The sequence below is a fragment of the Streptomyces sp. NPDC001415 genome (assembly GCF_053597395.1).
In genome coordinates, this window is record NZ_JBSFIE010000023.1 from 1 (window position 1) to 25,666 (window position 25,666).

The 25,666-nt window shown below is 70.2% G+C and carries 24 protein-coding genes, 1 rRNA gene and 1 riboswitch; of the genes, 18 read left to right on the forward strand and 7 right to left on the reverse strand.

Going from position 1 to position 25,666, the window contains the following annotated elements; translation table 11 throughout:
• The 11 genes from rrf to ACWC2B_RS26280 form a co-directional block, all read left to right on the forward strand.
• Positions 1-71, forward strand: a 5S ribosomal RNA gene (gene rrf / locus ACWC2B_RS26230); the annotation flags it as partial.
• Positions 72-262: 191 nt separating this feature from the next.
• Positions 263-871 (forward strand): CDP-alcohol phosphatidyltransferase family protein, encoded by a 609-nt coding sequence (locus ACWC2B_RS26235; RefSeq protein ID WP_450720646.1) that lies wholly within the window; start codon positions 263-265, stop codon positions 869-871.
• A gap of 115 nt (positions 872-986) precedes the next feature.
• Positions 987-3,482: a mannose-1-phosphate guanyltransferase gene (locus tag ACWC2B_RS26240; protein ID WP_053729715.1), complete on the forward strand. Its 2,496-nt coding sequence runs from the start codon at positions 987-989 to the stop codon at positions 3,480-3,482.
• 88 nt (positions 3,483-3,570) lie between these two features.
• Positions 3,571-4,503 carry a DUF881 domain-containing protein gene (locus ACWC2B_RS26245; protein WP_450720648.1) on the forward strand — a complete coding sequence of 311 codons (933 nt, stop codon included), beginning with the start codon at positions 3,571-3,573 and terminating at the stop codon, positions 4,501-4,503.
• A complete protein-coding gene (locus ACWC2B_RS26250) occupies positions 4,500-4,832 on the forward strand; it encodes a small basic family protein (RefSeq protein WP_031069011.1) in 333 nt (110 codons plus the stop codon). Before ACWC2B_RS26245 ends, ACWC2B_RS26250 begins: the two co-directional genes overlap by 4 nt.
• 5 nt (positions 4,833-4,837) lie before the next feature.
• Positions 4,838-5,647 carry a DUF881 domain-containing protein gene (locus ACWC2B_RS26255; protein WP_450720651.1) on the forward strand — a complete coding sequence of 270 codons (810 nt, stop codon included), beginning with the start codon at positions 4,838-4,840 and terminating at the stop codon, positions 5,645-5,647.
• An 82-nt stretch (positions 5,648-5,729) separates the two neighbouring features.
• Entirely contained in the window at positions 5,730-6,674 is a 945-nt protein-coding gene (locus ACWC2B_RS26260; protein ID WP_450720819.1) for an FHA domain-containing protein, read from the forward strand.
• A 20-nt stretch (positions 6,675-6,694) separates the two neighbouring features.
• On the forward strand, positions 6,695-7,438 hold the full coding sequence (gene ftsR, locus ACWC2B_RS26265; protein ID WP_450720653.1) for a transcriptional regulator FtsR: 744 nt from the start codon (positions 6,695-6,697) through the stop codon (positions 7,436-7,438).
• A gap of 53 nt (positions 7,439-7,491) precedes the next feature.
• Positions 7,492-7,965 carry a bifunctional nuclease family protein gene (locus tag ACWC2B_RS26270; RefSeq protein WP_006123076.1) on the forward strand — a complete coding sequence of 158 codons (474 nt, stop codon included), beginning with the start codon at positions 7,492-7,494 and terminating at the stop codon, positions 7,963-7,965.
• Between the two features lie 224 nt (positions 7,966-8,189).
• Positions 8,190-8,777 carry a MerR family transcriptional regulator gene (locus ACWC2B_RS26275; RefSeq protein WP_386001939.1) on the forward strand — a complete coding sequence of 196 codons (588 nt, stop codon included), beginning with the start codon at positions 8,190-8,192 and terminating at the stop codon, positions 8,775-8,777.
• 57 nt (positions 8,778-8,834) lie between these two features.
• A complete protein-coding gene (locus ACWC2B_RS26280; protein WP_450720655.1) occupies positions 8,835-10,400 on the forward strand; it encodes a DNA polymerase IV in 1,566 nt (521 codons plus the stop codon).
• Here the strand turns inward: ACWC2B_RS26280 and ACWC2B_RS26285 are convergent.
• Positions 10,316-10,693 carry a PRC-barrel domain-containing protein gene (locus ACWC2B_RS26285; RefSeq protein ID WP_450720657.1) on the reverse strand — a complete coding sequence of 126 codons (378 nt, stop codon included), beginning with the start codon at positions 10,691-10,693 and terminating at the stop codon, positions 10,316-10,318. The two genes, ACWC2B_RS26280 and ACWC2B_RS26285, sit on opposite strands and share 85 nt — an antisense overlap.
• A 136-nt stretch (positions 10,694-10,829) precedes the next feature.
• A riboswitch (glycine riboswitch) is annotated at positions 10,830-10,936 on the forward strand.
• A 194-nt stretch (positions 10,937-11,130) separates the two neighbouring features.
• Between ACWC2B_RS26285 and gcvP the strand changes: the two genes are divergently transcribed.
• Positions 11,131-14,016: an aminomethyl-transferring glycine dehydrogenase gene (gene gcvP, locus ACWC2B_RS26290; protein ID WP_450720659.1), complete on the forward strand. Its 2,886-nt coding sequence runs from the start codon at positions 11,131-11,133 to the stop codon at positions 14,014-14,016.
• A gap of 115 nt (positions 14,017-14,131) precedes the next feature.
• On the opposite strand, the gene ACWC2B_RS26295 is transcribed toward gcvP, so the two are convergent.
• Both ACWC2B_RS26295 and ACWC2B_RS26300 read right to left on the reverse strand, forming a co-directional pair.
• Entirely contained in the window at positions 14,132-14,338 is a 207-nt protein-coding gene (locus ACWC2B_RS26295; protein ID WP_053729707.1) for a DUF5999 family protein, read from the reverse strand.
• Between the two features lie 333 nt (positions 14,339-14,671).
• Positions 14,672-15,259: a hypothetical protein gene (locus ACWC2B_RS26300; protein WP_450720661.1), complete on the reverse strand. Its 588-nt coding sequence runs from the start codon at positions 15,257-15,259 to the stop codon at positions 14,672-14,674.
• 488 nt (positions 15,260-15,747) lie between these two features.
• On the opposite strand from ACWC2B_RS26300, the gene ACWC2B_RS26305 reads away from it, so the two are divergent.
• Positions 15,748-17,253, forward strand: a complete 1,506-nt coding sequence (locus ACWC2B_RS26305) for a glutamate--cysteine ligase (RefSeq protein ID WP_450720663.1) — start codon at positions 15,748-15,750, stop codon at positions 17,251-17,253.
• A gap of 6 nt (positions 17,254-17,259) precedes the next feature.
• Here ACWC2B_RS26305 and ACWC2B_RS26310 read toward each other — a convergent pair whose 3' ends face one another.
• Positions 17,260-19,044 (reverse strand): VWA domain-containing protein, encoded by a 1,785-nt coding sequence (locus tag ACWC2B_RS26310; protein WP_450720665.1) that lies wholly within the window; start codon positions 19,042-19,044, stop codon positions 17,260-17,262.
• A 184-nt stretch (positions 19,045-19,228) separates the two neighbouring features.
• Here ACWC2B_RS26310 and ACWC2B_RS26315 point away from each other — a divergent pair, with 184 nt between their 5' ends.
• Positions 19,229-20,011 carry a CPBP family intramembrane glutamic endopeptidase gene (locus tag ACWC2B_RS26315; protein ID WP_450720667.1) on the forward strand — a complete coding sequence of 261 codons (783 nt, stop codon included), beginning with the start codon at positions 19,229-19,231 and terminating at the stop codon, positions 20,009-20,011.
• Between the two features lie 114 nt (positions 20,012-20,125).
• Here the strand turns inward: ACWC2B_RS26315 and ACWC2B_RS26320 are convergent, their stop codons facing one another.
• Positions 20,126-20,941 carry a PhzF family phenazine biosynthesis protein gene (locus ACWC2B_RS26320; protein WP_450720669.1) on the reverse strand — a complete coding sequence of 272 codons (816 nt, stop codon included), beginning with the start codon at positions 20,939-20,941 and terminating at the stop codon, positions 20,126-20,128.
• A 162-nt stretch (positions 20,942-21,103) separates the two neighbouring features.
• On the opposite strand from ACWC2B_RS26320, the gene ACWC2B_RS26325 reads away from it, so the two are divergent.
• Positions 21,104-21,709 (forward strand): PadR family transcriptional regulator, encoded by a 606-nt coding sequence (locus ACWC2B_RS26325; RefSeq protein ID WP_450720671.1) that lies wholly within the window; start codon positions 21,104-21,106, stop codon positions 21,707-21,709.
• A 66-nt stretch (positions 21,710-21,775) separates the two neighbouring features.
• On the opposite strand, the gene ACWC2B_RS26330 is transcribed toward ACWC2B_RS26325, so the two are convergent.
• Positions 21,776-22,204, reverse strand: a complete 429-nt coding sequence (locus ACWC2B_RS26330; RefSeq protein ID WP_450720673.1) for a type II toxin-antitoxin system Rv0910 family toxin — start codon at positions 22,202-22,204, stop codon at positions 21,776-21,778.
• Between the two features lie 172 nt (positions 22,205-22,376).
• The gene (locus tag ACWC2B_RS26335; RefSeq protein WP_398882196.1) at positions 22,377-22,568 is read right to left on the reverse strand and encodes a hypothetical protein; all 192 of its coding nucleotides are present in this window, start codon (positions 22,566-22,568) and stop codon (positions 22,377-22,379) included.
• Positions 22,569-22,815: 247 nt separating this feature from the next.
• On the opposite strand from ACWC2B_RS26335, the gene ACWC2B_RS26340 reads away from it, so the two are divergent.
• The 3 genes from ACWC2B_RS26340 (at position 22,816) to ACWC2B_RS26350 (ending at position 25,606) form a co-directional block, all read left to right on the forward strand.
• Positions 22,816-23,370 (forward strand): Clp protease N-terminal domain-containing protein, encoded by a 555-nt coding sequence (locus ACWC2B_RS26340; protein ID WP_450720675.1) that lies wholly within the window; start codon positions 22,816-22,818, stop codon positions 23,368-23,370.
• A 111-nt stretch (positions 23,371-23,481) separates the two neighbouring features.
• The gene (locus tag ACWC2B_RS26345) at positions 23,482-24,465 is read left to right on the forward strand and encodes an EamA family transporter (protein WP_450720677.1); all 984 of its coding nucleotides are present in this window, start codon (positions 23,482-23,484) and stop codon (positions 24,463-24,465) included.
• A gap of 190 nt (positions 24,466-24,655) precedes the next feature.
• On the forward strand, positions 24,656-25,606 hold the full coding sequence (locus ACWC2B_RS26350) for a DMT family transporter (protein ID WP_450720823.1): 951 nt from the start codon (positions 24,656-24,658) through the stop codon (positions 25,604-25,606).
• Positions 25,607-25,666 lie beyond the last annotated feature (60 nt).

The window sequence follows — 25,666 nt, forward strand, 5'->3', positions numbered from 1 at the left end:
CGGAAGCTAAGCCTTTCAGCGCCGATGGTACTGCAGGGGGGACCCTGTGGGAGAGTAGGACGCCGCCGAACAAATTGTGGGGAAAGCCCCGCACCAGACTCTTCGGAGTCACGGTGCGGGGCTTTCTCGCGTTTCAGGGCATTTTGGGGCGGAATTTGGGGTCCGTGAGACCGGGTGCTCGTACCCCCTGTGCATCCGTGGGCTCTCGCTGACGGTAGGGTCAGGGGGCATCGTCGGCACATTTCCCACAGGAGGCCCCCGGGTGGAGGTCCAGGAGACTCGCGTTCAGACGGACCGGGTGCTCACCATCCCCAATATTCTCAGCATGGCGCGCCTCGTCGGCGTACCGCTCTTCCTGTGGCTGATTCTCCGCCCTGCCTTTGGCGGGCCGAACAGCGATGGCTGGGCCCTGCTGGTGTTGGCGTTGAGCGGTGTCAGTGACTACCTGGACGGGAAGCTGGCCCGGCGCTGGAACCAGATCAGCAATCTGGGGCGACTGCTCGACCCGGCTGCCGACCGGTTGTACATCCTTTCCACGCTGGTAGGTCTCACCTGGCGGGAGATCCTGCCGATTTGGTTGACTGCTGCCCTTGTGGCCCGTGAGTTGATGCTTCTGGTGATGGTGGGAATCCTTCGCCGGCACGGCTATCCGCCGCCCCAGGTGAACTTCTTGGGTAAGGCCGCGACGTTCAACCTGATGTATGCCTTCCCGCTGCTGCTGCTCAGTGACGGACATGGATGGCTTGCCTCCCTTGCGGCGATTTTCGGATGGGCGTTCGCCGGATGGGGTACAACTCTCTATTGGTGGGCAGGCATCCTGTATGTGGTTCAGGTCCGTCGGTTGGTGAAGGCGGACATAGCGGCCGATTGAGCTCGGCGACCAGTGGGCCCCGGCGGCGAGTCGGCAGCCGCGTGTGACGCCAGAGGCCTGCCCGGTCGGGCGAAGTCGGCCACACCGTCGTCTCTTCAAGGAGGACGTTTCCGACATGAAGGCCGTCGTGATGGCTGGTGGCGAAGGCACACGCCTTCGCCCCATGACCTCTAGCATGCCCAAGCCACTCCTGCCGGTCGTCAACCGACCGATCATGGAGCATGTGCTACGGCTGCTCAAGCGGCATGGGCTCAATGAGACCGTCGTAACCGTGCAGTTCCTGGCGTCGCTCGTCAGGAACTATTTCGGTGACGGAGAAGAGCTCGGAATGGAGCTCACCTATGCCAATGAAGAGAAGCCCCTCGGTACCGCGGGAAGCGTCAAGAATGCCGAGGAAGCCCTCAAGGACGATGCCTTTCTGGTCATCTCGGGTGACGCCCTCACCGACTTCGATCTGACCGACCTCATCAATTTCCACAAGGAGAAGGGCGCACTCGTCACGGTGTGCCTGACCCGTGTGCCCAATCCCCTCGAATTCGGCATCACCATTGTCGACGAAGAGGGAAAGGTCGAGCGTTTCCTGGAGAAGCCGACGTGGGGGCAGGTTTTCTCCGACACCGTGAATACGGGCATCTATGTGATGGAGCCCGAGGTATTCGACTACGTCGAGGCCGACAAGTCCGTCGACTGGTCCGGCGACGTTTTCCCGCAGCTGATGAAGGAAGGCAAGCCGATCTACGGCTATGTCGCCGAGGGCTACTGGGAAGATGTCGGCACCCACGAGAGCTACGTCAAGGCGCAGGCCGACGTGCTCGAAGGCAAGGTCGATGTCGAGATCGACGGTTTCGAGATCTCCCCGGGCGTATGGGTCGCGGAAGGCGCCGAGGTGCATCCCGACGCCGTCCTCCGTGGGCCCCTCTACATCGGGGATTACGCGAAGGTCGAAGCGGATGTGGAGATCCGCGAGCACACCGTCGTCGGATCGAACGTCGTCGTAAAGAGCGGTGCCTTCCTGCACAAGGCCGTCGTTCACGACAACGTCTACATCGGCCAGCACAGCAATCTGCGTGGCTGTGTGATCGGCAAGAACACCGACATCATGCGGGCCGCACGTATCGAGGACGGCGCTGTCATCGGGGACGAATGCCTCGTCGGTGAGGAATCGATCGTCCAGGGGAATGTCAGGGTCTATCCGTTCAAGACCATCGAGGCCGGCGCCTTCGTCAACACGTCGGTGATCTGGGAGTCGCGGGGGCAGGCCCACCTCTTCGGGGCCCGGGGCGTTTCCGGGATCCTCAATGTCGAGATCACGCCGGAGCTGGCCGTACGCCTTGCGGGTGCGTACGCCACCACGCTCAAGAAGGGGTCGACCGTCACCACGGCGCGCGACCACTCCCGCGGCGCGCGGGCACTGAAGCGGGCGGTCATCTCGGCGCTGCAGGCCAGCGCCATAGATGTACGGGATCTGGAGAACGTGCCGTTGCCGGTCGCGCGGCAGCAGACCGCGCGGGGCAGCGCCGGCGGGATCATGATCCGTACGTCGCCAGGTGTGCCGGACTCCGTCGACATCATGTTCTTCGACGAGCGGGGCGCCGACCTTTCACAGGCGGGGCAGCGCAAGCTCGACCGGGTCTACGCGCGCCAGGAGTACCGGCGGGCCTTCCCGGGAGAGATCGGCGATCTGCAGTTCCCCTCCAGCGTCTTCGACTCGTACACCGGGTCGCTGCTGCGCAAGGCCGACACCACCGGCATCGCGGAGGCCGGGCTGAAGGTGGTCGTCGACGCGTCCAACGGCAGTGCCGGTCTCGTGCTGCCCAGCCTGCTCGGCCGGCTCAAGGTGGACTCGCTGACGATCAACCCGGGTCTGGACGAGTCCCGGCCCACCGAGTCCGCGGAGAGCAGACGGGCCGGGCTCGTGCGACTCGGGGAGATCGTCGCCTCGGCGCGGGCCGCGTTCGGGGTGCGGTTCGACCCGGTCGGCGAGCGGCTCTCGCTGGTCGACGAGCGGGGCCGGATCGTCGAGGACGACCGGGCGCTGCTTGTGATGCTCGACCTGGTCGCCGCCGAGCGGCGCAGCGGGCGGGTGGCCCTGCCGGTCACGACCACCAGAATCGCCGAGCAGGTGGCGGCGTACCACGGCACTCAGGTGGAGTGGACGACCACTTCGCCGGACGATCTGACCAGGGTGGGCCGCGAAGAGTCCACTATCTTCGGCGGGGACGGGCGTGGCGGGTTCATCGTGCCCGAGTTCAGCAGCGTCTTCGACGGCGCGGCCGCGTTCGTGCGGCTCATCGGGCTGGTCGCACGCACCCAGCTCACGCTCAGCCAGATCGATGCGCGGATACCGCAGGCGCATGTGCTGCGGCGGGACATCCCGACGCCGTGGGCGGTCAAGGGCATGGTGATGCGCCGGGTCGTGGAGGCCGCCGGCGGCCGATTCGTGGACACGACCGACGGCGTACGGGTCGTCGAGGCCGATGGACGTTGGGTGATGGTGCTGCCCGATCCGGCCGAGGCCGTCACTCATCTGTGGGCCGAGGGGCCGGACGACGTGTCGGCGCAGGCGCTGCTCGACGAATGGGCCGCAGTGGTCGACAGCGCAGGTCACTGACGTTGTAGCGGTGTGCCGGGCCAAGCTTGGAGGTGCGGCTCGGCACACCGGTGGGGCCATTCGGTGGTAGCGGCGGCGACGTGCGACGATGTGCGGCATGCCGCAGCAGCCCCCCGTTCGGAGCACGCCGTCTCCGCCTCCGCGTCCCGACGCGTCGATGTCGCTGCTGACCAATGTCATGGACCACGCGCTTGACGACGGCTATGCGGAGGCGACCGCCCGCCGCAAGGCCGAGGGCGATGCCGGGATGCCGCGCACGCTGAAGGCCAAGCTGGGTCTCGCGGCCGGTCTGGTGCTTGCCGCCCTGGTCGTGACGGTCGGGGCCGCGCAGGCCCGTATCACCGCTCCCGTGGTCGCCAAGGAGCGCCAGGAGCTGATCAACCGGGTCGAGTCGGAGACCAAGGCCGCCGACAAGCTGCAGAACGATGTCGACGGGCTGCGGACCGAGGTCGGGGACCAGCAGCGCAAGGCGCTTGAGAAGCACGGCGGCGACCAGGGTGAACTCGTGGAGCTGTTGTCCGGCGCCACCGAGGTGCACGGGCCGGGTGTGAAACTGGTCGTCGACGACGCCAAGGACACGGCCCAGGGCGACGGGAGCCGCCCCCGGGAGAGCACGACCTTCGCGGACACCGGCCGGGTGCGCGACCGCGACATGCAGCGCGTCGTCAACGGGCTGTGGCAGTCGGGCGCGGAGGCCATCGCCATCAACGGGCAGCGCCTGACATCGTTTTCGGCGATCCGGGCCGCGGGCGACGCCATACTGGTCGACAACAGGCCACTGGTGCCGCCGTACACGGTGCTCGCGGTGGGGGACGGCAAGAAGCTGAGTACCGACTTCCAGGACAGCGCGGACGGTCAGTACCTGCATGTGCTGGAGCAGAACTACGGGATCAGGGCCAGCATTTCGGCCGAGGGAGACGTGCGTCTCCCGGCGGCGCCGAGCCTGACCGTACGGACAGCAAAGCCAATGGCCACGGGCGCCGGCAAGGGCGTGGCCGATACAGGGAAAGGCACATCGTGATCGCCGTACTTGGCCTCGTCGTGGGAGTCGTGGTCGGACTTTTCGTCCGGCCCGAGGTGCCTGCGGTGGTCGAGCCGTATCTGCCGATCGCCGTGGTGGCGGCACTCGACGCGGTCTTCGGCGGGCTTCGTGCCATGCTCGACGGCATCTTTGTCGACAAGGTCTTCGTCGTCTCCTTCCTGTCGAACGTGGTGGTCGCGGCTCTGATCGTGTTCCTCGGCGACAAGTTGGGCGTCGGCGCGCAGCTGTCGACCGGCGTGGTCGTGGTGCTCGGCATCCGGATCTTCTCCAACGCCGCCGCCATCCGACGGCACGTCTTCAGGGCCTGAGGCCGATGAGCGACGCGAAGAACACCGATCAGGGTGACGGCGACGAGCAGCGGCCCGTCGACGCGCCGGACGAAGCAGGCGAGGCGAAGGCTCAGCTGACGGGGCGCCAGCGGCTCGCCGCGGGGCTCTGGCCGCCGCGGGTCAGCCGTGCGCAGCTCATCGTGGCGCTGCTGCTGTTCGTCCTCGGCCTCGGCCTCGCCATCCAGGTCCGCTCCAACAGCGACAACAGTGCGCTGCGTGGCGCCCGCCAGGAGGATCTGGTGCGGATCCTGGATGAACTCGACTCGCGTACGAAGCGTCTTGAGGATGAGAAGCAGCGTCTGGAGGGTCAGCGCACCGAGCTGGAGACCAGCTCGAACCAGGCCGAGGAGGCGCGCAAGCAGACCGTGGAGAAGGAGCAGCAGCTCGGCATCCTGGCCGGCACGGTCGCGGCGCAGGGGCCCGGCATCACGTTGACGATCAGTGACCCCAAGGGCGCTGTCGAGTCCGACAAGGTACTTGACACCGTGCAGGAGCTGCGCGCAGCAGGGGCGGAGGCGGTCCAGATCAACGACGTCCGTGTGGTGGCCAACACCTACTTCTCGGACGAGACCGGTGGCATCGGTATCGACGGCAAGAAGGTCACCGCGCCGTACGTCTTCAAGGTGATCGGCAGGCCGCAGGATCTGGAACCGGCTCTGAACATCCCCGGTGGAGTCGTGCAGACTCTGGAGAAGGAGCAGGCCACCGCCACAGTGGCCCGCTCGGAGAAGATCGTTGTGAACGCCTTGCGAGCCGCGAAGCGGCCTGACTACGCTCAGTCGTCCTCGCACTGATGAGAGTGGGCGTGAGACCTGCCGCACAAGGGCAGGAGGTTGCGGGGGGTCGCCGCTTCGTAACAGTGGTGCGTGGTGGAAACTGTTTGGCGGATACGGACGTTGTGAGGATGTCCGGGTCGGCAGGTGTGTTGATTCTGGGTTCGTCCTGCCCCACGGGCGGGTCTATTTCGGTCAAGGGGAATCGCCCGTGAAGTTGTTTGCGAAGTTGTTCGGCAAGAGCGCACGCCAGGACGGCGGCAGCGCCGCCAGGCACCGTGCTCAGCGCCCCGGAGGGGCGGAGGAGCAGGGCGGCGAGCGTCCGCTGTTCCGCGATGAGGTGGCTGGTTCCGGTGGTGACATTCCGGGCGCGTCGTCTGTTGACCCCGCGGGTGCAGGCCGCATAGGTTTCGGAGAACCGTCAACCTCAAGTACGGGTGGAGGGTTTGACTCCGACCCGTATGCCACCAGTGCCCACGCGGTGCCGCCGCGGCAGGAGGATCCGTCGATGTCGGGCATGCCTGTTTGTACGAGGTGCGGGCACAGCAATGCCGCCGCCAGCCGTTTCTGCTCCAACTGCGGGGCCCCGCTGCGGCCCGGTGTCGTTCCGGAGCGCGCCTCCGAGACCACCTCGACCATCTCGATCTCGGGCCTTGAGGCGTACGACGCCGAGGTGACCGGCCAGACGCAGCTGCCGTCGCTCTCCCCGGAGGCACAGGCCGCGGTCGACGCCCTGCCGCAGGGCTCGGCGCTCCTGGTGGTGCGCCGCGGGCCGAACTCGGGAAGCCGCTTCCTCCTGGACGGCGAGCTGACCACGGCCGGCCGTCACCCGCAGAGCGACATCTTCCTGGACGACGTGACGGTCTCGCGCCGCCACGTGGAGTTCCGGCGCGGTCCCGACGGGCGTTTCACCGTCTCCGACGTCGGCAGCCTCAACGGCACCTACGTGAACCGCGAGCGGATCGACTCCGTCGACCTGGCCAATGGCGACGAGGTCCAGATCGGGAAGTACCGCCTGGTCTTCTACGCGAGCCAGCGCTCTCTCTGAGTCCCGGCCGGGGAAGATTCATGCTGCAGACACCGACCGGCGGTGCCGGATCCGGCACCGCCGCCGCGGGCGGCCGGCTGATGAGCATCGGCGGGGTGCTCAACCAGCTGCGCGACGAATTTCCCGAAGTGACGATCTCGAAGATCCGGTTCCTGGAGTCCGAGGGCCTGGTGGAGCCCCGGCGTACGCCGTCGGGGTACCGCAAGTTCAGCGCCGAGGACGTCGAACGTCTCGCCCAGGTACTGCGGATGCAGCGGGACCACTATCTGCCGCTCAAGGTCATCCGCGAGCACCTGGACGCGCTGGGCCGCGGCGAGCAGCCTTCCCTGCCGGCCTCCGGCGGCCCCCGGGAGCTGCTCGACGGCCTCGGCGAGCAGGACGCTGACCGGCCCACGGCCGCCCGGGTGGGCCGGGCGGAGCTGATGGCGGCCGCCGAGGTCACCGAGGCGGAACTGGCCGAGTGGGAGTCGTACGGCCTGGTCACGCCCGGGCCCGAGGGCGGCTTCGACGCGGAGTCGGTGAATGTGGCGCGACTTGTGGCGGATCTGGGGCGATTCGGTCTGGAACCGCGCCATCTGCGCGCCATGAAGGCCGCCGCGGACCGCGAGGCGGGTCTGGTCGAGCAGGTGGTGGCTCCGCTGCGGTTGCACCGTAATCCGCAGACCAGGGCCCATGCGGAGGCCACCACGAAGGAGCTCGCGGCGCTGTCCGTGCGGCTCCATGCGGCACTGGTGCAGACCGCCCTGGGTGTCCGGCTTCACTGATCTTGTAGGTGCCCGACTACCCAAACCTGCCGAGCACGTCCTAGGGTTGCTGTGTGAACGAGCTCGACGTCGTGGGTGTCCGGGTGGAAATGCCCTCCAACCAACCGATCGTGCTCCTGCGTGAAGTGGGAGGCGATCGGTACCTCCCCATCTGGATCGGTCCGGGGGAGGCGACCGCGATCGCCTTCGCCCAACAGGGGATGGCGCCGGCGCGGCCGCTGACGCACGACCTTTTCAAGGACGTCCTTGAGGCCGTGGGCCAGGAGCTGACCGAAGTCCGCATCACGGACCTGCGCGAAGGCGTCTTCTACGCGGAGCTGGTCTTTGCCAGTGGTGTGGAAGTGAGCGCCCGGCCGTCCGACGCCATAGCGCTGGCCTTGCGCACCGGAACGCCGATCTACGGCAGTGACGGGGTCCTCGACGACGCGGGAATCGCCATTCCGGACGAGCAGGAGGACGAGGTCGAGAAGTTCCGCGAGTTCCTCGACCAGATCTCGCCCGAGGACTTCGGCACCAACAGCCAGTGAGCACCGGATGCGCGTGATCCGGGGGCCGTCCCCGGGGTGCCGTGCGCGGCGCGTACGCCGGGGCGGTTTCGGCGCATTCGAGTAGCCTTTCCCACAAGAGAGACACGGGAAACCACTCTCAGGGTGATTATCACTCGGCGTGCCGAGTGTGGCGATCGTTGACGCACCCCGAGTGACTGCCTACCGTCGAGTGGGCAGGTCAAGGACGGAGGGTCGGCGTGAGAATGAGCGGCGACGGTACGGCAGGGGGCGCTCCCGGACGAAGTCCGGGGGAGAGCGGGCCGTACCCGCTTCACAGCAGTGCGGCCGACCCGAGTACCGAGACGATCGGATACCGGGGGCCGACCGCGTGCGCGGCGGCGGGGATCACCTACCGACAGCTCGACTACTGGGCCCGTACCGGCCTGGTCGAGCCCAGTGTCCGTCCGGCCTACGGCTCGGGAACCCAGCGTCTTTACAGCTTCCGGGACGTCGTCGTCCTGAAGATCGTCAAGCGCTTCCTCGACACCGGTGTCGCGCTCCAGAACATCCGCGCCGCCGTGCAGCACCTGCGTGAGCGCGGCTTTCGCGACCTGGAGCGGATGACGCTGATGAGCGACGGGGCCACGGTGTACGAGTGCTCGTCCCCGGACGAGGTCGTGAACCTGCTCCAGGGCGGCCAGGGGATCTTCGGGATCGCCGTGGGCGTGGTGTGGCGGGACGTCGAGGCGGCCCTTTCGCAACTGCACGGCGAGCGTGTCGACACCGGCGAGACCCTGGTCGGGCACAACCCGGCCGACGAGCTGGCCAGGCGCCGCAACCGCGCGGTCTGAGCCGCCCGGCGGCCGTGCCGGGGCCGATTGTCAGTGGCGTACGGCAGCATCAGTGATGTGAGAGCCGCGCCGACCATCCTGCATCTGGACATGGATGCCTTCTTCGCCGCCGCAGAGCAGGCGTCGAAGCCCAGCCTGCGCGGAAAGCCGGTCATCGTGGGCGGCCTCGGCCCGCGCGGGGTGGTCTCGACGGCGTCGTACGAGGCCAGACGTTTCGGGGTGCGCTCGGCGATGCCGATGGCGCAGGCCCGGCGGCTCTGTCCGAACGCGGCGTATCTGGTGCCGCGCTTCCAGCTGTACCGCACGATCAGCGAGCAGGTGATGGAGCTGCTCGGCCGGCTGTCGCCGCTGGTCGAGCCGCTGAGCCTGGACGAGGCCTTCGTGGACCTGGAGGCCGGCGGGGTGGCCTTCGGGTCGGTCACGGCGCGGGAGGCCGGTGAGCGGCTGCGCAGGGACATCAGGGCGGTCACCGGGCTGAGCGGGTCGGTCGGGCTCGCCGGATCCAAGATGCTGGCCAAGATCGCCTCCGAGCAGGCGAAGCCGGACGGGCTCGTGCTCATAGAACCCGGCACCGAGCGGGAGCTCCTCGCCCCGATGCCGGTGCGCACCCTGCCGGGCGTGGGCCCGGCCACCGGGGAGCATCTGCGGCGGGCCGGGATGACGACCGTGGCCGACCTCGCCGAGGCCGGCGAGGACGAGCTCGTACGGCTGCTCGGGAAGTCGCACGGGGCCTCGCTGTACCGGATGGCGGCCGGGCACGACGACCGGCCCGTGGTGGCCGAGCGGGACACCAAGTCGGTGTCGGTGGAGGACACCTTCGACGTGGACCTGCACGACCGGGTGCGGATCATGACCGAGGTCGGCCGGCTCGCGGACCGGTGTGTGCAGCGGCTACGGGCGTCCGGGCACTCCGGCCGCACCATCGTGCTCAAGGTCCGCCGCTACGACTTCTCGACGCTGACGCGGTCCGAGACGTTGCGCGGGCCCACGGACGACCCGGGGGTGGTGCGGGAGGCCGCCGGGCGCCTGCTCGACTCCGTGGACACCACGGGCGGCGTGCGGCTGCTCGGCGTGGGGGTCAGCGGGCTCGCCGACTTCACGCAGGAGGACCTGTTCGCGCAGGCCGCCGAGGAGCGGGCCTCGGAGGCGCGGGCCGAGGAGGAGCCCGAGAACGAGGAGACCCCGGCGGCCGCTGCGGAGGCGGAGCCCGTGGAGGACCCGGCCCAGCGGCGGTGGCTGGCCGGGCACGACGTCACGCACGCCGAGTACGGGCCGGGATGGGTGCAGGGCAGCGGCGTGGGGCGGGTCACGGTGCGCTTCGAGACGCCGGCCTCGCTGGTGCCGGGGCGGGTGCGGACCTTCAGGGTGGACGACCCCGGCCTGGCGCCGTCGGAGCCACTGCCCCTGGTGGAGAAGGCGGAGCCGCTGTCCCCGGTCGAGGAAATCGAGACCAAGACAGAGACAGAGACCGAGACAGAGGCGGAGACCGAGGCGGACGGGGAGGCGGAGGCGGAGCCCGGAGGTGGGGCCCCGGCCGGTCAGGAGTCGCCGTTGGCAAGGCGGCCGAAGTCGCGGTCGGACGGCGGCGGGCCGGGGTCGGGGGCCGCGATGTCCAGACCGTAGTGGTGATACAGCTGGAGCTCCTGTTCCGGGGAGAGGTGGCGGCCCACGCCGAAGTCGGGGGCGTCCTTGATCAGGGCGCGCTCGTAGGGGACGTGCAGCGCCTCGTCGACCAGGGTGCTGGGTTCGAGCGGGACGAAGGCGTCCCGGCTGAACAGGCCGGTGCGCACCGCCGCCCACTCCGGTGCGCCCGTCGCGTCGTCGAGGTAGACCTCGTCCACCGTTCCGATCTTGCGTCCACTGCGGTCGTACGCCTTGCGGCCGATCAGGCTGCGCGGATCGATATCGGTCTGCACGGTCCCTCCAACTGGTCGCAACCGTTCACAACTGCTCCATAAGCACTACGAAAGTGCACATCGCGGGTGTTGGCCACTTGAGCAGTTGGACAAAGATTCGGGCTCGGACCTCGCTGGTAGGCTGGCAAACGGCTGCTGACCCCGTGCGGGAGAGTCCTCCGAAGTGCTCACTGAGTTCTCGGCGGGCGCCGAAGGAGCAACTCCTCCCCGGAATCTCTCAGGCCCACGGACCGCACGGACGAGGTCACTCTGGAAAGCAGGACGGGGGATGCGCGGGCACTTCGGCCCGGGCGGAACCTTTCCTCACCGACGGTGAAAACCGGGTCGCCTCTACGCGCCCCGGTGAAGCTCTCAGGTTGAGATGACAGAGGGGGAGGCCGTCCGGGTACCCGCGCCGTGGTGCCCCTCGCAGGTCGTGCGACCAGGAGGCCTCCGTAATGACCGCCAACCGCATTCCGCTCAGCCAGCTGGAGCGTGGCATCCCGTTCGAGCAGCGCCACATCGGGCCCGATGCCGAGGCTCAGGCGAAGATGCTCGCGCAGGTCGGCTACGGCTCGCTCGACGAGCTGACCGCCGCCGCCGTCCCCGACGTCATCAAGAGTGCCGGGGCGCTGGGGCTGCCCGAGGCGCGGACCGAGGCCGAGGTGCTCGCCGAGCTGCGTCAGCTCGCGGACCGCAACCAGGTGCTCGCCCCGATGATCGGCCTCGGCTACTACGGCACGTTCACGCCGCCGGTGATCCTGCGCAACGTCATGGAGAACCCGGCCTGGTACACGGCGTACACGCCTTACCAGCCGGAGATCTCGCAGGGCCGCCTTGAGGCGCTGCTCAACTTCCAGACCATGGTCGCCGAGCTGACCGGCCTGCCGACGTCGGGCGCCTCGCTGCTCGACGAGGGCACCGCCGCCGCCGAGGCGCTCGCCCTCTCCCGGCGCGTGGGCAAGGTCAAGGGCGGGGTCTTCCTCGTCGACGCCGACACCCTGCCGCAGACCGTCGCCGTGATCCAGACGCGTGCCGAGCCGACCGGCGTCGAGGTCGTCGTCGCCGATCTGAGCGAGGGCATCCCGGCCGAGGTGGCCGAGCGCGGCGTCTTCGGCGTGCTGCTCCAGTACCCGGGCGCCTCAGGCCAGGTCCGCGACCTGAAGCCCGTCATCGACGCGGCCCACGAGCTCGGCGCGATCGTCACTGTCGCCGCCGACCTGCTCGCCCTCACCCTGCTCGCCTCCCCCGGCTCGCTCGGCGCGGACATCGCCGTCGGTACGACCCAGCGCTTCGGCGTCCCGATGGGCTTCGGCGGCCCGCACGCCGGGTTCATGGCGGTGCAGGAGAAGTTCGCCCGCAGCCTGCCCGGCCGCCTCGTCGGGGTCTCCGTCGACGCGGACGGCAACAAGGCCTACCGTCTGGCCCTGCAGACCCGCGAGCAGCACATCCGCCGCGAGAAGGCCACCAGCAACATCTGCACTGCCCAGGTGCTGCTCGCCGTCATGGCCGGGATGTACGCCGTCTACCACGGCCCGGACGGGCTGAAGCAGATCGCGCAGCGCACCCACCGCTACGCCGTCGTGCTCGCCGAGGGCCTGAAGGCCGCCGGTGTCGACGTCGCCCACGGCGCCTACTTCGACACCCTCACCGTGCGGGTCCCGGGCAAGGCCGCGGGCGCCGTCGCCGCGGCCCGCCAGGGCGGGGTCAACCTGCACCTGGTCGACGCCGACACCGTCTCCATCGCTTGCGACGAGACCACCACCCGGGCCCAACTGGCCGCCGTCTGGGCCGCGTTCGGGGTCCACGCGGATGTCGAGGCACTGGATGCCGCGGCCGTCGACACCCTGCCCGCCGCCCTGCTGCGCAGCGACGAATTCCTGACCCACCCGGTGTTCCACCAGCACCGCTCCGAGACCGCGATGCTGCGCTACCTGCGCAAGCTCGCCGACCGCGACTACGCGCTCGACCGCGGCATGATCCCGCTCGGCTCCTGCACCATGAAGCTGAACGCGACCACCGAGATGGAGCCGGTGACCTGGCCCGAGTTCGGCCAGATGCACCCCTTCGCTCCGGTCGAGCAGGCCGCCGGCTACCTCACGCTCATCCGCGAGCTTGAGGAGCGGCTCGCCGAGGTCACCGGCTACGACGCGGTGTCCATCCAGCCCAACGCCGGTTCGCAGGGCGAGCTCGCGGGTCTGCTCGCGGTCCGCGCCTACCACCGCGCCAACGGCGACACCCAGCGCACCATCTGCCTCATCCCGTCCTCCGCGCACGGCACCAACGCCGCGAGCGCCGTGATGGCCGGAATGAAGGTCGTCGTCGTCAAGACCGCCGACGACGGCGAGGTCGACGCAGACGACCTGCGCGCCAAGATCGAGCAGTACCGCGACGAGCTCTCGGTGCTGATGATCACCTACCCGTCCACGCACGGCGTGTTCGAGGAGCACGTCGCCGACATCTGCGGTCTGGTCCACGAGGCCGGCGGCCAGGTGTACGTCGACGGCGCCAACCTCAACGCCCTGGTCGGGCTCGCCAAGCCGGGCAAGTTCGGCGGCGACGTCTCGCACCTCAACCTGCACAAGACGTTCTGCATCCCGCACGGCGGCGGCGGCCCCGGCGTCGGCCCGGTCGGTGTGCGTGCGCACCTCGCGCCGTACCTGCCGAACCACCCGCTGCAGCCCAGCGCCGGTCCGGAGACGGGCGTCGGCCCGATCTCGGCCGCCCCGTGGGGCTCGGCCGGCATCCTGCCGATCTCGTGGGCGTACGTGCGTCTCATGGGCGGCGAGGGCCTCAAGCGCGCGACCCAGGTCGCCGTGCTCGCCGCGAACTACATCGCCAAGCGCCTGGAGCCGCACTACCCGGTGCTCTACACCGGTCCCAACGGACTGGTCGCGCACGAGTGCATCGTGGACCTGCGGCCGCTGTCCAAGGCGACCGGCGTCAGCGTCGACGACATTGCCAAGCGCCTGATCGACTACGGCTTCCACGCGCCGACCATGTCGTTCCCGGTGGCCGGCACGCTGATGATCGAGCCCACCGAGTCCGAGGACCTGGCCGAGATCGACCGGTTCTGCGACACGATGATCGCGATCCGCGGCGAGATCGAGAAGGTCGCCTCCGGCGCCTGGCCGGCCGACGACAACCCGCTGGCCAACGCCCCGCACACCGCGGCCGCGCTCGGCGGCGAGTGGAACCACGCCTACAGCCGAGAGGACGCCGTTTTCCCGGCCGGCGTGTCGGCCGCCGACAAGTACTGGCCGCCGGTCCGCCGCATCGACGGCGCCTTCGGGGACCGCAACCTGGTCTGCTCCTGCCCGCCGCTGGACGAGTACGACAACTGACCGGACATGCGTAAGGGCCGGTTCGGGGTGTCTTCCCCGGGCCGGCCCTTGTGTTTCCGTACGGGACGAGTCCGCTGGGACCAGTCCGCACGAGAGCTGTCCGTACGAGGCCGCGCTAGGCGGCCGTCGCCACCTGCTCCGCCGTGAGCGACCGGTGCGGGGCGATGATCTGCCCGTCCGGCAGCAGCTCACCGGTGTCCTCGAAGAGCAGGACACCGTTGCACAGCAGGCTCCAGCCCTGCTCCGGGTGGTGTGCCACGGGCTTCGCGGCTTCCCGGTCGGCGGAGAAGGCTGTCGGGCAGGCTGGCTGGTGCTGGCACATGGATGCGTTCTTTCGCTGCGTCGTGGTGAGTGTGCTGCGGCTCGATGCGTTGTTGTTCATGGCCGCCCCCCGTAGTAAGTCGGTCGGTCCGATCCCAGTGTTGCCCCACGGGAGTCAATCCGCAGGGATTTCGCGGCAGCGCTTCCTACTGCTTAATGACGTATCACCCGCACGGACGGTTCAGCTCAACTGGCTTGTCTTTTCGGGTGGTTCGCAGTGGCCCGCCAGGACTAGCCCGTATGGCGGAGACGGCGCGTACGCAGCATAGACACACCGGTGCCCCGCGGCCACACCGGTCGCGGGGCACTTTTCCGCGCGTCGCCGAAGGCGAGGTCAGACGGGCTGGCCGAGCAGCGGGGCAGGGGCCAGGCGCAGGGTGAGCACCGGCAGCAGTTCGCTGACCCGCAGCGGGCGGTGGGCGCAGATGCCGGGCGGGGCGGGCGCCAGCGGAACCAGCAGGTCGTGCGGTGCGGGCGTGCCCGAGGCGCCGTCGGCGGTGGTGTCGCCGTGCAGCCACAGCGTGAGCATGTACAGCTCGGGTACCGACAGCAGCCGGGGCTGGTAGTGCGTGGTGAGCAGTTCGGCCTGGCGCACCGCGCGTGCCGTCGAGGCGATGTAGGGGCCCTCGAAGAAATGCGAGAAGGTCCAGCCGTCCGGCGTGAGCCGGGTGTCCGCGGCGGCGACCGGGTGGTCGGGGTCGCTGATGAGGAAACGCCAGCCGGCCAGGCGGGTGCGCGGGGTCCGGCCGCCCGGGGTGATCCCGTCCAGGACGTGCAGCGGGAGCGGGAGTTCGGGGGTGAGCGGACCTGGGGCGGAGCGGAGGGCCGGGGTGCGGGCCTCGCGGACGGCGGTGGGGGAACCGAGTGCCGCGAGGACGCTGCGCAGGGCGGGCGCGGGGGCCGGGGGGACATGCAGCGGCATGGTGGGTCGCCTCTCACTTCGGAGACACGGTGATGCGTGGGCAGTGCGGACGGCGCTGTCTGCGGTGCGGGGTCAGAGGGGGGCCGTCGTGCGATGGCCGGGGCGCCAACTCTCTGCCTCGTTTGCGGAGTTTATACGACACGTGTTCACGCAATGTTTCGGCTAGCTGTCGTCGATATTGCCCGCAAGTCGGTATCAGGTCCTTCTGTGCAGACGATTTACCCGAGGAAATGTCCTGTGCGGACCCCTCACCTGGAAAGGTGCCCCGCCGGGGGTCGGCCGAATCTCGTCGGTGTTTTTCACCATTGCCGACCGCTTGGTAACTGCCCGTTGCGGTATGCCTGCTGAATGTGCCGGAGACCTCAGCTTCTGAGGCTACTCCTTCGGTGCTGGCCCCGCAGGCGTTATGGATCAGTGAGGCTGGGCATTATCGACCGTGACGCGAGCGGCCGGTGTCGCTGGCTGCCCATTCGAGGAGGGACCCTTCGATGGGGGAGAAGGTCGTGGCAGGCGGATTCGACCTGTCCGATCGGCACCGCTACCGGGACAAGTTACAGCAGTGCCTGGAGGGGCTCGGGAGTCTCCTGGCCCAGAAGCGGTTCGACCGTCCCAGGAACCTGATGGGGCTGGAGCTGGAGTTGAATCTCGCGGGTCCCGACGGTATGCCGCGCATGATGAATGCCGAGGTGCTCGAACGCATCGCGAGCAGGGATTTCCAGACCGAACTCGGAATGTTCAACCTGGAAGTGAACATAGCCCCGCACCGGCTCGGCGGCCGCGTATTCGATCAGCTCGCCGAGGAGTTGAGGACCGGACTCGGGTATGCCGATCGCAAAGCCGCCGAGGTCGACGCGGGCATCATCATGATCGGAATTCTGCCGACCCTGACCCGGGACGATCTCGTACCCGGGAACCTTTCCGACGTCGACCGCTACACCCTGCTCAACGATCAAATAGTGGCGGCCCGGGGGGAGGATTTCACGCTCGACATCCAGGGGGTGGAACGGCTCGTCTGCACCTCCGCGTCGATCACCCCCGAAGCGGCCTGCACCTCCGTGCAGTTGCACCTCCAGGTGACGCCCGCGCGGTTCGCCGCGGTGTGGAACGCGGCGCAGGTGGTCACGGCCGTGCAGATCGTGGTGGGCGCCAACGCGCCCTTCCTGTTCGGGCGGGAGCTGTGGCGCGAGTCGCGGCCCCCGGTGTTCGCGCAGGCCACCGACACCAGACCGGCCGAGCTGCGCGCCCAAGGGGTGCGCCCGCGCACCTGGTTCGGGGAGCGCTGGGTGACGTCCGCGTACGAACTCTTCGAGGAGAACCTGCGCTTCTTCCCGCCGCTGCTGCCCATCTGCGACGAGGAGGAGCCGCTGAGCGTCATCGCGGACGGCGGAGTGCCGCGCCTGAAGGAACTGGTGCTGCACAACGGCACGATCTACCGCTGGAACCGGCCGGTGTACGGGATCGCCGACGGCGTGCCGCACCTCAGGGTGGAGAACCGGGTGCTCCCGGCCGGGCCCACCGTCACCGACGTCCTCGCCAACGCGGCCTTCTACTACGGCCTGGTGCGGGCGCTCGCGGAGGAGGCCAGGCCGGTGTGGACGCGGCTGCCGTTCGAGTCGGCCGCCGCCAACTTCGACACCGCGTGCCGGTACGGCATCGACGCCGAACTGCTCTGGCCTGCGCCCCGGCGCGGCGGCGGTCTCGCCCGGGTGCCCGCGGTCAAGCTCGTACGCGAGGAGCTGCTGCCGCTGGCGGCGGCCGGGCTTGACGCGTGGGGGGTCGAGCCGGCCGACCGGGACCACTACCTCGGCATCATCGAGGAGCGCTGCCGGCGTCGCGTCAACGGCGCGTCCTGGCAGGTCGACACCTACCGTCGGGTGCTGGCCACGGGGCTCGGCCGGGAGGCGGCGCTCGCGGCCACCACCCGGCGCTATCGGGAGCTGATGCTCGCGGGCGAGCCCGTGCACACCTGGCCGACGGGCTTTCCCGGCCAGTGACCAGCGCTAACCGCGCCGCTGGGCCTGCCCCAAGGCCGTGATCGCCTCAAGGATCACTGCCTGGATGTCGGCCGGGTCGTTCACCTGGTACCCGGCGCCGCCGGTCGCCTTCGCGATCTGCTGCACCTCGTTCTTGTCGGCGTCCGGGCCGACCGCGATGGCGATCAGCGGCACCGGCTTCGAGGGATCGGTGAGCTTCTGCAACTGCGCGACGAGGTCGGCCCGAGAGATGCTGCCGGGGTCCTCGTTGGCGCCGTCGGTCAGCAGCACCACCGCGTTGAACTTGCCTCTCGCGTACGTCGAGGTCGCCTCCTTGTAGGCGGCCAGTGTCGTGTCGTAGAGCCCGGTCGCGCCGCCCGGCACCGGTTGGAGCGCGGCGAACGCGTCCGTCAGCTTGTCGCGCTGGGTGCGGCCGCCGGCCGCCGGGTCGCCGAGCCGGGCGGTCGGCACCAGGCGGCGGTAGTCGCGTGAGCCATCGAGGTGGGTGGAGAAGTCCCACAGACCGATCTCGTCCTCGGGGGTGAACTGCGAAAGCGCCTGGAGCAGCGAGGCCTTGGTGACCTCCATCCGCGAGCGTCCGCCCGAGCCGGGCACCGTGGCCGCCATCGAACCCGACGCGTCCACCACCGTCGTCAGCCGCGCGCTCTGCACGGTGATCGTCCACATGCCGAGCGTGTCCTGCAGCTCCTGTGCCGACGGGGGATCGGCGGTGGCGCTCGCGTACGGCTGCGGCGAACCGCCCCCGGCGGCCGAGGCGACCGGGCCGACGGCGGGCTGGCCCGGCGTGCGGAAGCCCTGCCCGGCAAGCACCCCGACGGACTCGGGGTCGCCGAGCAGCGTCAGAAAACGCATCGCGGCCCGGCTCTCATTGGTGCTCATGCCCGCCTCGCGGACCATCGTGTACGGATAGTCCAGCTGCGGCGCGCCGTCCTTGGGGTAGAAGAGCCGCACGCCCTGTCCCGCGCCGCGTGAGGCGTTGTGCGCGAAGGCCGCCTGCTCGGACAGGATCACCGCCCGGTTGCGGCGCGCATCGCCGTTCTCTGCGGCCGAGTTGTCGCGAGCCAGTGTGTCCGCGACCTGGCCGTCGCTGTCGGAGACCCGCTGCGAGAGCAGCTTGGCGAGGGCCGCGGTCTGGGTGCTGCCGTCAGGGCCCCGGCTCGCCGCCGACTTGCCGATGCAGCTCAGCGCGAGCAGCCCGGCGGCGCTGTGCGCCGGGTCGGCCGAGCCGAGGCGCACCTTGCCGTCCTGCGCCGCGGCCCCGGTCAACTCGGCCCAGGTGTACGTCTTTGCGGGCCAGCCGAGAGACGTGGCGGCGGCCGGCACCGCGGCGAGGGCGACGGGCGAGGCGGCGACGTGGCCCGCGGTGACGACGGTGGCCGACCCGCTCGTGTCCTTCGCCCGGTCCACCCACAGGGAGGAGTCCGGAATCCACACGGAGAAGTCGGGTTTGCCGCCCGAAGTGAACGAAGCCGCGACCTTGTAGGAGTCGCGGGCGGTCACCCGGACGTCCATGCACGAGCCGTCCGAAGTGATCTTCTCCTTGCGGGCCCGGTCGGCGACGGTCTTCACGGCGGGCGCCACATCGGGCGAGGCGACCAGATCAAGCCGCACGGCGGAGGCCGCGCAGGAGCGGCCGAAGGAGAGCAGCCCGCGCTGTACGGCGATGGCCGTGCCCCCGGCCACGGTCAGGACGAGAGCGGTGGCGAGGGCGACCGTGCGGCGCCGACCGGTACTCCCGCGCTCCCCGGTGCTCCCGGTCGCGGCGTCGTCGGGCAAGCTGTGACGTCCCATGGCGGTGGTGCCCCTCCTTGAATCCTGAACAAGGAAAAGGGAGACCGCACCATCGCAATGGCGCCCGTCCCCCGGCCTGTCGCGCGCGATCTTCGTAATTTCTTTCGAGACCCTAGCGGGGCGGCGGTGGGGATGGAACGCGATTCGTCAACTGGAGGCAGGTGTGCAGGTGGAGGCCGAGCGTGTGGCTGATTCTCTTCCCGAAGAGGGGACTTCACCGCGGATCTTGCGGTCCGAGACCGTGCTTGTACTCGCGCTGTCGCTCGGCGCGAGCGGAGTTTCGGCGCTGATCAGCTTCATCGGCTCACTCACCAAGCCGGGCGGCCTCAAGCACCAGGCGGCGAACCTCAACACCTCGTACGCTCCCGGGCGGCCGTGGCTCGATCTCGCCTGGCAGCTCTTCGGGATCGCGACGGCGCTCGTGCCGGTCGCCCTCGTGGCGCATCTGCTGCTCCGCGAGCGGACCGGCGGCCTGCGGGTGATCGGTTTCGACCGGACGCGGCCCTGGTCCGACCTCGGCCGGGGCGCACTGATCGCCGCTGGGATCGGCAGCGCGGGGCTCGCCTTCTATCTGGTGGCGCGGGCGGCGGGCGGCAATCTGACCGTCGTCCCCGAGTCGCTGCCCGACGTGTGGTGGAAGTACCCGGTGCTCGTTCTCTCGGCGCTGCAGAACTCCGTGCTCGAAGAAGTGATCGTCGTCGGGTATCTGCTGCGCAGACTCGGGCAGTTGGGGTGGACGCCGATGGCCGCGCTCGTCGCGAGCTCCGTCCTGCGCGGCTCGTACCACCTCTACCAGGGCATCGGCGGCTTCCTCGGCAACATGGTGATGGGCGTGGTCTTCGTCCTGCTCTACCGGCGCTGGCGGCGCGTCGGGCCGCTGGTGGTGGCGCATTCGCTGCTCGACGTCGGGGCCTTCGTCGGGTACGCGCTGCTCGCGGGGAAGGTGAGCTGGCTGCCGACGATGTGAGCCGGAGCGAGAGGTGATGAGCCGGAGCGGCGAGGTAAGGGGCGTACGTCTATTGCGTACGCCCCTTACGTCGTTTGAGGCGTGCCCCTGGGACCGCGTCGTTGAGGCGCCTCCCTAGGGCGCGGTCAGCAGCTCGCCGTCAATGACGGTCACCGCACGGCCGGTGAGCAGGGTGCGCTCGCCCCGCAGCTCCGTACGGACGAGGCCGGAGCGGGCCGAGGCCTGGAGGCCCGTCAGCTCGGCCCGGCCGAGGCGCGCCGACCAGAACGGGGCGAGCGCGGTGTGGGCGCTGCCCGTCACCGGGTCCTCGTCGATGCCGACGTTGGGGAAGAAGCAGCGCGAGACGTAGTCGTATCCGGCGGAGGGGTCCGCGGCCGCGGCCGTCGCGATGATGCCGCGCCGGGAGTGCCTCCCCAGCGCGCGGGCGTCGGGCGCCAGGGCGCGTACGGCCGCCTCGTCGGGCAGCTCCACCAAAAGATCGCCGATGTCGGCCGAGGTGTCGTGGACCGAGACGATCGGGGCGCCGAGTGCCTCGGCGAGGCCGTCCGGGACGGCCTCCTCCTTGAGGGGCGAGGTCGGGAAGTCCAGGGTGATCGTGCCGTCCTCGGCGGCGGTCGCCCGGAGGATGCCGCAGCGCGCGGCGAACCGCACCGTCCCGGACGCGGCCCCCGTGGAGTGCAGGACGTGCGCGGTGGCCAGGGTGGCGTGGCCGCACATGTCGACCTCGGTGGCCGGGGTGAACCAGCGCAGCGCCCAGTCGGCGTCCCCGCCCGGCGGCAGCGGATGCGCGAACGCGGTCTCGGCGTGGTTGACCTCGCGGGCCACGTCCTGGAGCCAGCCGTCGGCCGGGAAGGCATCGAGCAGGAGGACGCCGGAGGGGTTGCCGGCGAAGGGGCGGTCGGTGAAGGCGTCGACGATTCGAATGCGCATGGCGGCACCGTACGGGACCGGAAAACCCGCAGGCCAAGGCCAATTCGCGGTGGCTGGACCGCTTCTGGGGGCGCTCCTTGCCCGGAAGGGGGTTGCCAAGCGACTGCCACCGATATATCGTTGACGCATCGCGACAGATCAACGATGGAAGGAAGCGAAACCATGCGTTCCCATGGATACGGACAGCAAGGACCCGGCCATCGCGGTCGGGGCGACTTCGAGGGGCGGCGTTCCGCCTTCGGGCCCTTCGGCCCCGGCTTCGGCGGGGGACCGTGGGGCGGACCGTTCGGTCCCGGTGGCCGTGGCGGCCGGGGCGGTCCGCGGGGCAGGGCGCGGCGCGGCGATGTGCGCGCGTCGATCCTGGCCCTCCTGAAGGACCGGCCGATGCACGGCTACGAGATGATCCAGGAGATCGGCGAGCGCAGCGGCGGGGCCTGGAAGCCCAGCCCCGGCTCGGTCTACCCCACCCTCCAGCTCCTGGAGGACGAGGGTCTGATCACCAGCGAGAGCGAGGGCGGCAAGAAGCTGTTCACGCTCACCGACGCCGGGCGCACGGAGGTCGAGTCGGGAGCCGAGGCCCCCTGGGAGGACGCCGGGCGCGGAGTCGACTGGGAGGCCATGCACGAGATCCGGCAGGCCGGCTTCGGTCTGATGGAGGCGTTCGGCCAGGTCTGGAAGACCGGGTCCGCCGACCAGCGCCAGAAGGCACTCGCAGTCATCAACGACGCCCGTAAGAAGCTCTATCTGATCCTTGCCGACGAGGACTGAACCTCGCGCAGAGCAAAGCCCCGCGGCCGCCACAGGCTCTCAAGCCGGCCGCGGGGCTTCGCGCGCTCAGACGCACAGGCCCCCGAGCTTGCGCAGCGACTCGTTGAGCGCGGCCGTCGCCGAGTCCTTGAGCTTGCCCGCCATGAGCGAGACCGCGGCGCCCGTGAACTCGCCGTCGATGCGGACCGTGGTGGCCGCGCCGTCGGCGATGACCGTGTACCGGTTGGCGACGTTCACACCCATGGGGCCCTTGCCCCGGATGCCGAAAACCCGGCCGGCCTCGAACTCGTCCACCGTCCACGCCACTTCGGCGGGGAAGCCCATGAGCTTCATGTTCTCCGCGTAGGTCGCGCCCAGCTCCAGCTTCTGGGGGCCGCCCGCGGGGAAGCTGGTGTGCGTGGCGTTCCACTCGCCGTACGAGGAGAAGTCGGTGAGCTGTGCCCAGACCTTCTCGGCCGGAGCCTCGATGCGTGCCTCCGCGCTGACCTCGGCCATGCGACCACTCCTTCGTGGGACTGTGACTTCGTGGGACGGTGACGGGGACGTGCGCGGAACGTAGCGGGAGCCGGACGAACATTCAATACTGATGAACCGTCAGATTCCCGGAGTTCGCGAGGCCCGCGGGCTCCGCACCGGCCTGCCCCGTGCCCCGCCCCGCGTCCTGCGCTCAGATCTTCTGGGTCTCCAGCGCCCAGATCCGCGCGGAGTCGAACAGGTCCGAGGCGCGCGGCCGCGCCGACTCGTCGTGGCAGTGGAACGCGGCCCAGAACAGATCGCCCGGCAGCGCCTCGCGCGGCGCGTACACCCGGTACACGTACTGCAGTCCGTCCTGGGCCAGGAGGGCGACCATCCAGCACATCGGCGCTCCCTCGGCGGGCGGTGGGGACGGCTGTGTCATGGGGGAGGGACGAGCCCCGGGCGCGGTGCGGTTGCGCCGGGGGCGCGGGCGCAGGGCGCCACGCGCCGTTGGGTTGCCCTCAGGGGGGAGATTTCCGAGATCTCATCCGTAAGGAGGAGAACCCGGTCATCCGTGCCCAACTTTCGCGGGAGAACGAATGCTCCTCCTCGGGGATGTTCTTCGAGCCGTCGGCTGATGAGGTTGAGGGGTGCACAGTCCTATCCCAGGGGCCCCTCACCAGGTCCCGTCCCCCGCAGACATCGAAGCCCGACTCACCGCGGAGCTGGCCTCGGTGGTCGCGGGCGCCCGCAGGCGTGCGCTGCGCGACGGGGACCGGCAGTTGGACACCGCGCATCTGCTGCACTCGCTGATGGAGAGCGACCCCGAGGTGCGGGCCGCGTTCGAGGACGGCCCGCAGGTGGCGCGCGTGCTCGGCTACCTGGTGCAGCGCAGCATCGGATACGGGCTGCGCTGGCAGGGCTCCGTGGAGGACTCGGGGGCGGTGCCGCTGATGACGCAGCCCGGCTGGTCGCCCAGCGCCCTGACGGCGATGGAGTACGCCCTGCGCCGGTCCGCGGCCCGCGGCGGTGAGCGGCTCACCGGACGGGACCTTCTTGCCGCGCTCGCCGCCGATCCGGAGTGCCGGGCCGTCCAGGTGCTCCAGCACGCCGGGGTGGACGCGGCCGCGCTGAGCGACGGCTTGGCGGAGCCCTCCGGCCAGGGGCTGACCGGCCAGCTGGGAGAGCCCACCCGGCAGGCCTGAAAGCCCCGGGCCGAGCCGCGTCGAGGCCTTCCGTGCGGCCGGGTTCCGCTCCCGCGTCTCGACAGGTGTCATGCGGATGACGGTCCTGACCCGGGCTGCCATGATGTGCCGATGCACGCGTCTCAGGGAAGAAGCGTCGGCCTGGGACTCGCCCTGGTGTCGGCCTTCGCGTTCGGTGGTTCAGGTGTGGCGGCCAAGCCGCTCATCGAGGCGGGGCTCGACCCGTTGCACGTGGTGTGGCTGCGGGTGACCGGTGCCGCGCTCGTCATGCTCCCGGTGGCCTGGCGCCACCGCCGCCTGGTGCTGCGCAGGCCCGCGCTGCTCGCCGGGTTCGGCCTCCTTGCCGTCGCCGGCGTCCAGGCCTGCTACTTCGCGTCGATCTCGCGCATACCCGTCGGCGTCGCCCTGCTCGTCGAGTACCTGGCGCCCGCGCTCGTCCTCGGCTGGGTCCGGTTCGTCCAGCGCCGGCCCGTGAGCCGCGCCGCCGCCGTCGGTGTGGTGCTCGCCGTCGGCGGGCTCGCCTGTGTCGTCGAGGTCTGGTCGGGGCTGAGCTTCGACGCGGTCGGGCTGCTCCTCGCGCTCGGCGCCGCCTGCTGCCAGGTCGGCTACTTCGTCCTGTCCGACCAGGGCGGCGAGGGCGAGGACGCGGCCGACCCGCTCGGCGTCATCGCCTACGGCCTGCTCATCGGCTCGCTTCTGCTGACCGTCGTGGCCCGACCCTGGGGCATGAAGTGGTCGGTGCTCGGCGGCAGCGCCGACATGAACGGCTCCCAGGTCCCCGCCGTGCTGCTGCTTTGCTGGATCGTGCTGATCGCGACCGTCCTCGCGTACGTCACCGGAGTCATCTCGGTGCGCAGGCTCTCGCCGCAGGTGGCCGGTGTGGTCGCCTGCCTGGAGGCGGTGCTCGCGACCGTCTTCGCCTGGGTCCTGCTCGGTGAACACCTCTCGGCGCCGCAGATGATCGGTGGCGCAGTGGTCCTGACCGGCGCGTTCATCGCCCAGTCCACGGCCCCCAGAGCGGCCTCGGGACCAGTCGCCTCGGGTGGCCCCGCGCCCTCCGAGGGGGAGTTGTCGGCCGGGCACTCCGCCGCCTAGGCTGGCGATCATGCATTCGACCGTACTGCCGCCTCCCGCCGCGTAACGCGGGCGGCCGCACTCCTGACGAAGACCCGGCTCGGGCAGTCCCCGAGCGGCTCGTCGCTGCCCGCGTACTCCACGCCAGCGCCCAGCCAGCCGTCTTCCTCCGCGGAGTACGTACGTGTCGAACTCTTCCACGGGCCTTGCCATGGGCCCCTCCACCACCCTGCCCGTAGGGCGCGGTCTGCTCTGTCTCGCCTTCGCCGGAGTCGCCTGGGGCACCGCGGGCGGCGCCGCGGCCCTGGTCTTCGGGGCCAGCGACCTCGGACCGCTCGCCCTGTCCTTCTGGCGCTGCGCCGGCGGACTCGTCCTGCTGCTCGGCGCGATGGCGCTGCGCCGCCGACCCGTACCCAAGGTCGCTGAACCGCGCGGCCGCCGGCTGCTGCGCATCCTCGGCAACGGCATCGGCCTGATGGTCTTCCAGAGCGCGTACTTCGCCGCCGTCGAGGCCACCGGCCTCGCGGTCGCGACCGTGGTGACGCTCGGTGCGGGCCCCGTCCTCATCGCGCTCGGAGCCCGCGTCGCCCTGGGCGAGCGGATCGGCCGGGCCGGCACCGCGGCCGTCGCCGGGGCGCTCGCAGGCCTCGCTGTCCTGTGGCTCGGCAACGGCGGCGGCACGGTCCGGCCCGCCGGGGTCGTGCTCGCCCTGCTGTCGGCCGGCGGATACGCGGCCATCACCCTGCTGACCAGGTGGCTCGGCCGCGACGGAGGCGCCGCCGACCCGTCGGCCACCACGGCCTGGGCCTTCGGCGTCGCGGCCCTGTGCCTCCTGCCGTTCGCCGGCGCGGAGGGCCTGCTTCCGCATACCGTGGAGCCGATGCGGGTGGTGTTCCTGCTGCTCTACGTGGCGGCCGTGCCCACCGCGCTCGCGTACGCCCTCTACTTCGCCGGGGCCGCGGTCGTCCGTGCCGCGACCGTCTCCGTGATCATGCTCCTTGAGCCGGTCAGCGCGGCCGTGATCGCGGTGTCCGTACTCGGCGAACGCATCACCCCGGCCACCGCGGCCGGCACCACGCTGCTGCTCCTCGCGGTGATCGGGCTCGCGGCGGCCGAGACGAGGCAGGCGGCCAGGGCCCGCCGCGAGGCGGTGGCGCGGTAGCGAGCGGTGGGCCCCCGCAGGACGGGGGCCCACCGCGGCGGGGACGCCGTGCGGGGGCTG

Coding starts and splice junctions, on each gene's coding strand:
- ACWC2B_RS26240 (WP_053729715.1), top strand. CDS start 987: ATGAAGGCCGTCGTGATGGCTGGTGGCGAAGGCACACGCCTTCGCCCC.
- ACWC2B_RS26245 (WP_450720648.1), top strand. CDS start 3,571: ATGTGCGGCATGCCGCAGCAGCCCCCCGTTCGGAGCACGCCGTCTCCG.
- ACWC2B_RS26255 (WP_450720651.1), top strand. CDS start 4,838: ATGAGCGACGCGAAGAACACCGATCAGGGTGACGGCGACGAGCAGCGG.
- ftsR (WP_450720653.1), top strand. CDS start 6,695: ATGCTGCAGACACCGACCGGCGGTGCCGGATCCGGCACCGCCGCCGCG.
- ACWC2B_RS26275 (WP_386001939.1), top strand. CDS start 8,190: ATGAGCGGCGACGGTACGGCAGGGGGCGCTCCCGGACGAAGTCCGGGG.
- gcvP (WP_450720659.1), top strand. CDS start 11,131: ATGACCGCCAACCGCATTCCGCTCAGCCAGCTGGAGCGTGGCATCCCG.
- ACWC2B_RS26295 (WP_053729707.1), bottom strand. CDS start 14,338: ATGTGCCAGCACCAGCCAGCCTGCCCGACAGCCTTCTCCGCCGACCGG.
- ACWC2B_RS26300 (WP_450720661.1), bottom strand. CDS start 15,259: ATGCCGCTGCATGTCCCCCCGGCCCCCGCGCCCGCCCTGCGCAGCGTC.
- ACWC2B_RS26305 (WP_450720663.1), top strand. CDS start 15,748: ATGGGGGAGAAGGTCGTGGCAGGCGGATTCGACCTGTCCGATCGGCAC.
- ACWC2B_RS26310 (WP_450720665.1), bottom strand. CDS start 19,044: ATGGGACGTCACAGCTTGCCCGACGACGCCGCGACCGGGAGCACCGGG.
- ACWC2B_RS26320 (WP_450720669.1), bottom strand. CDS start 20,941: ATGCGCATTCGAATCGTCGACGCCTTCACCGACCGCCCCTTCGCCGGC.
- ACWC2B_RS26325 (WP_450720671.1), top strand. CDS start 21,104: ATGCGTTCCCATGGATACGGACAGCAAGGACCCGGCCATCGCGGTCGG.
- ACWC2B_RS26330 (WP_450720673.1), bottom strand. CDS start 22,204: ATGGCCGAGGTCAGCGCGGAGGCACGCATCGAGGCTCCGGCCGAGAAG.
- ACWC2B_RS26335 (WP_398882196.1), bottom strand. CDS start 22,568: ATGTGCTGGATGGTCGCCCTCCTGGCCCAGGACGGACTGCAGTACGTG.
- ACWC2B_RS26345 (WP_450720677.1), top strand. CDS start 23,482: ATGCACGCGTCTCAGGGAAGAAGCGTCGGCCTGGGACTCGCCCTGGTG.
- ACWC2B_RS26350 (WP_450720823.1), top strand. CDS start 24,656: ATGGGCCCCTCCACCACCCTGCCCGTAGGGCGCGGTCTGCTCTGTCTC.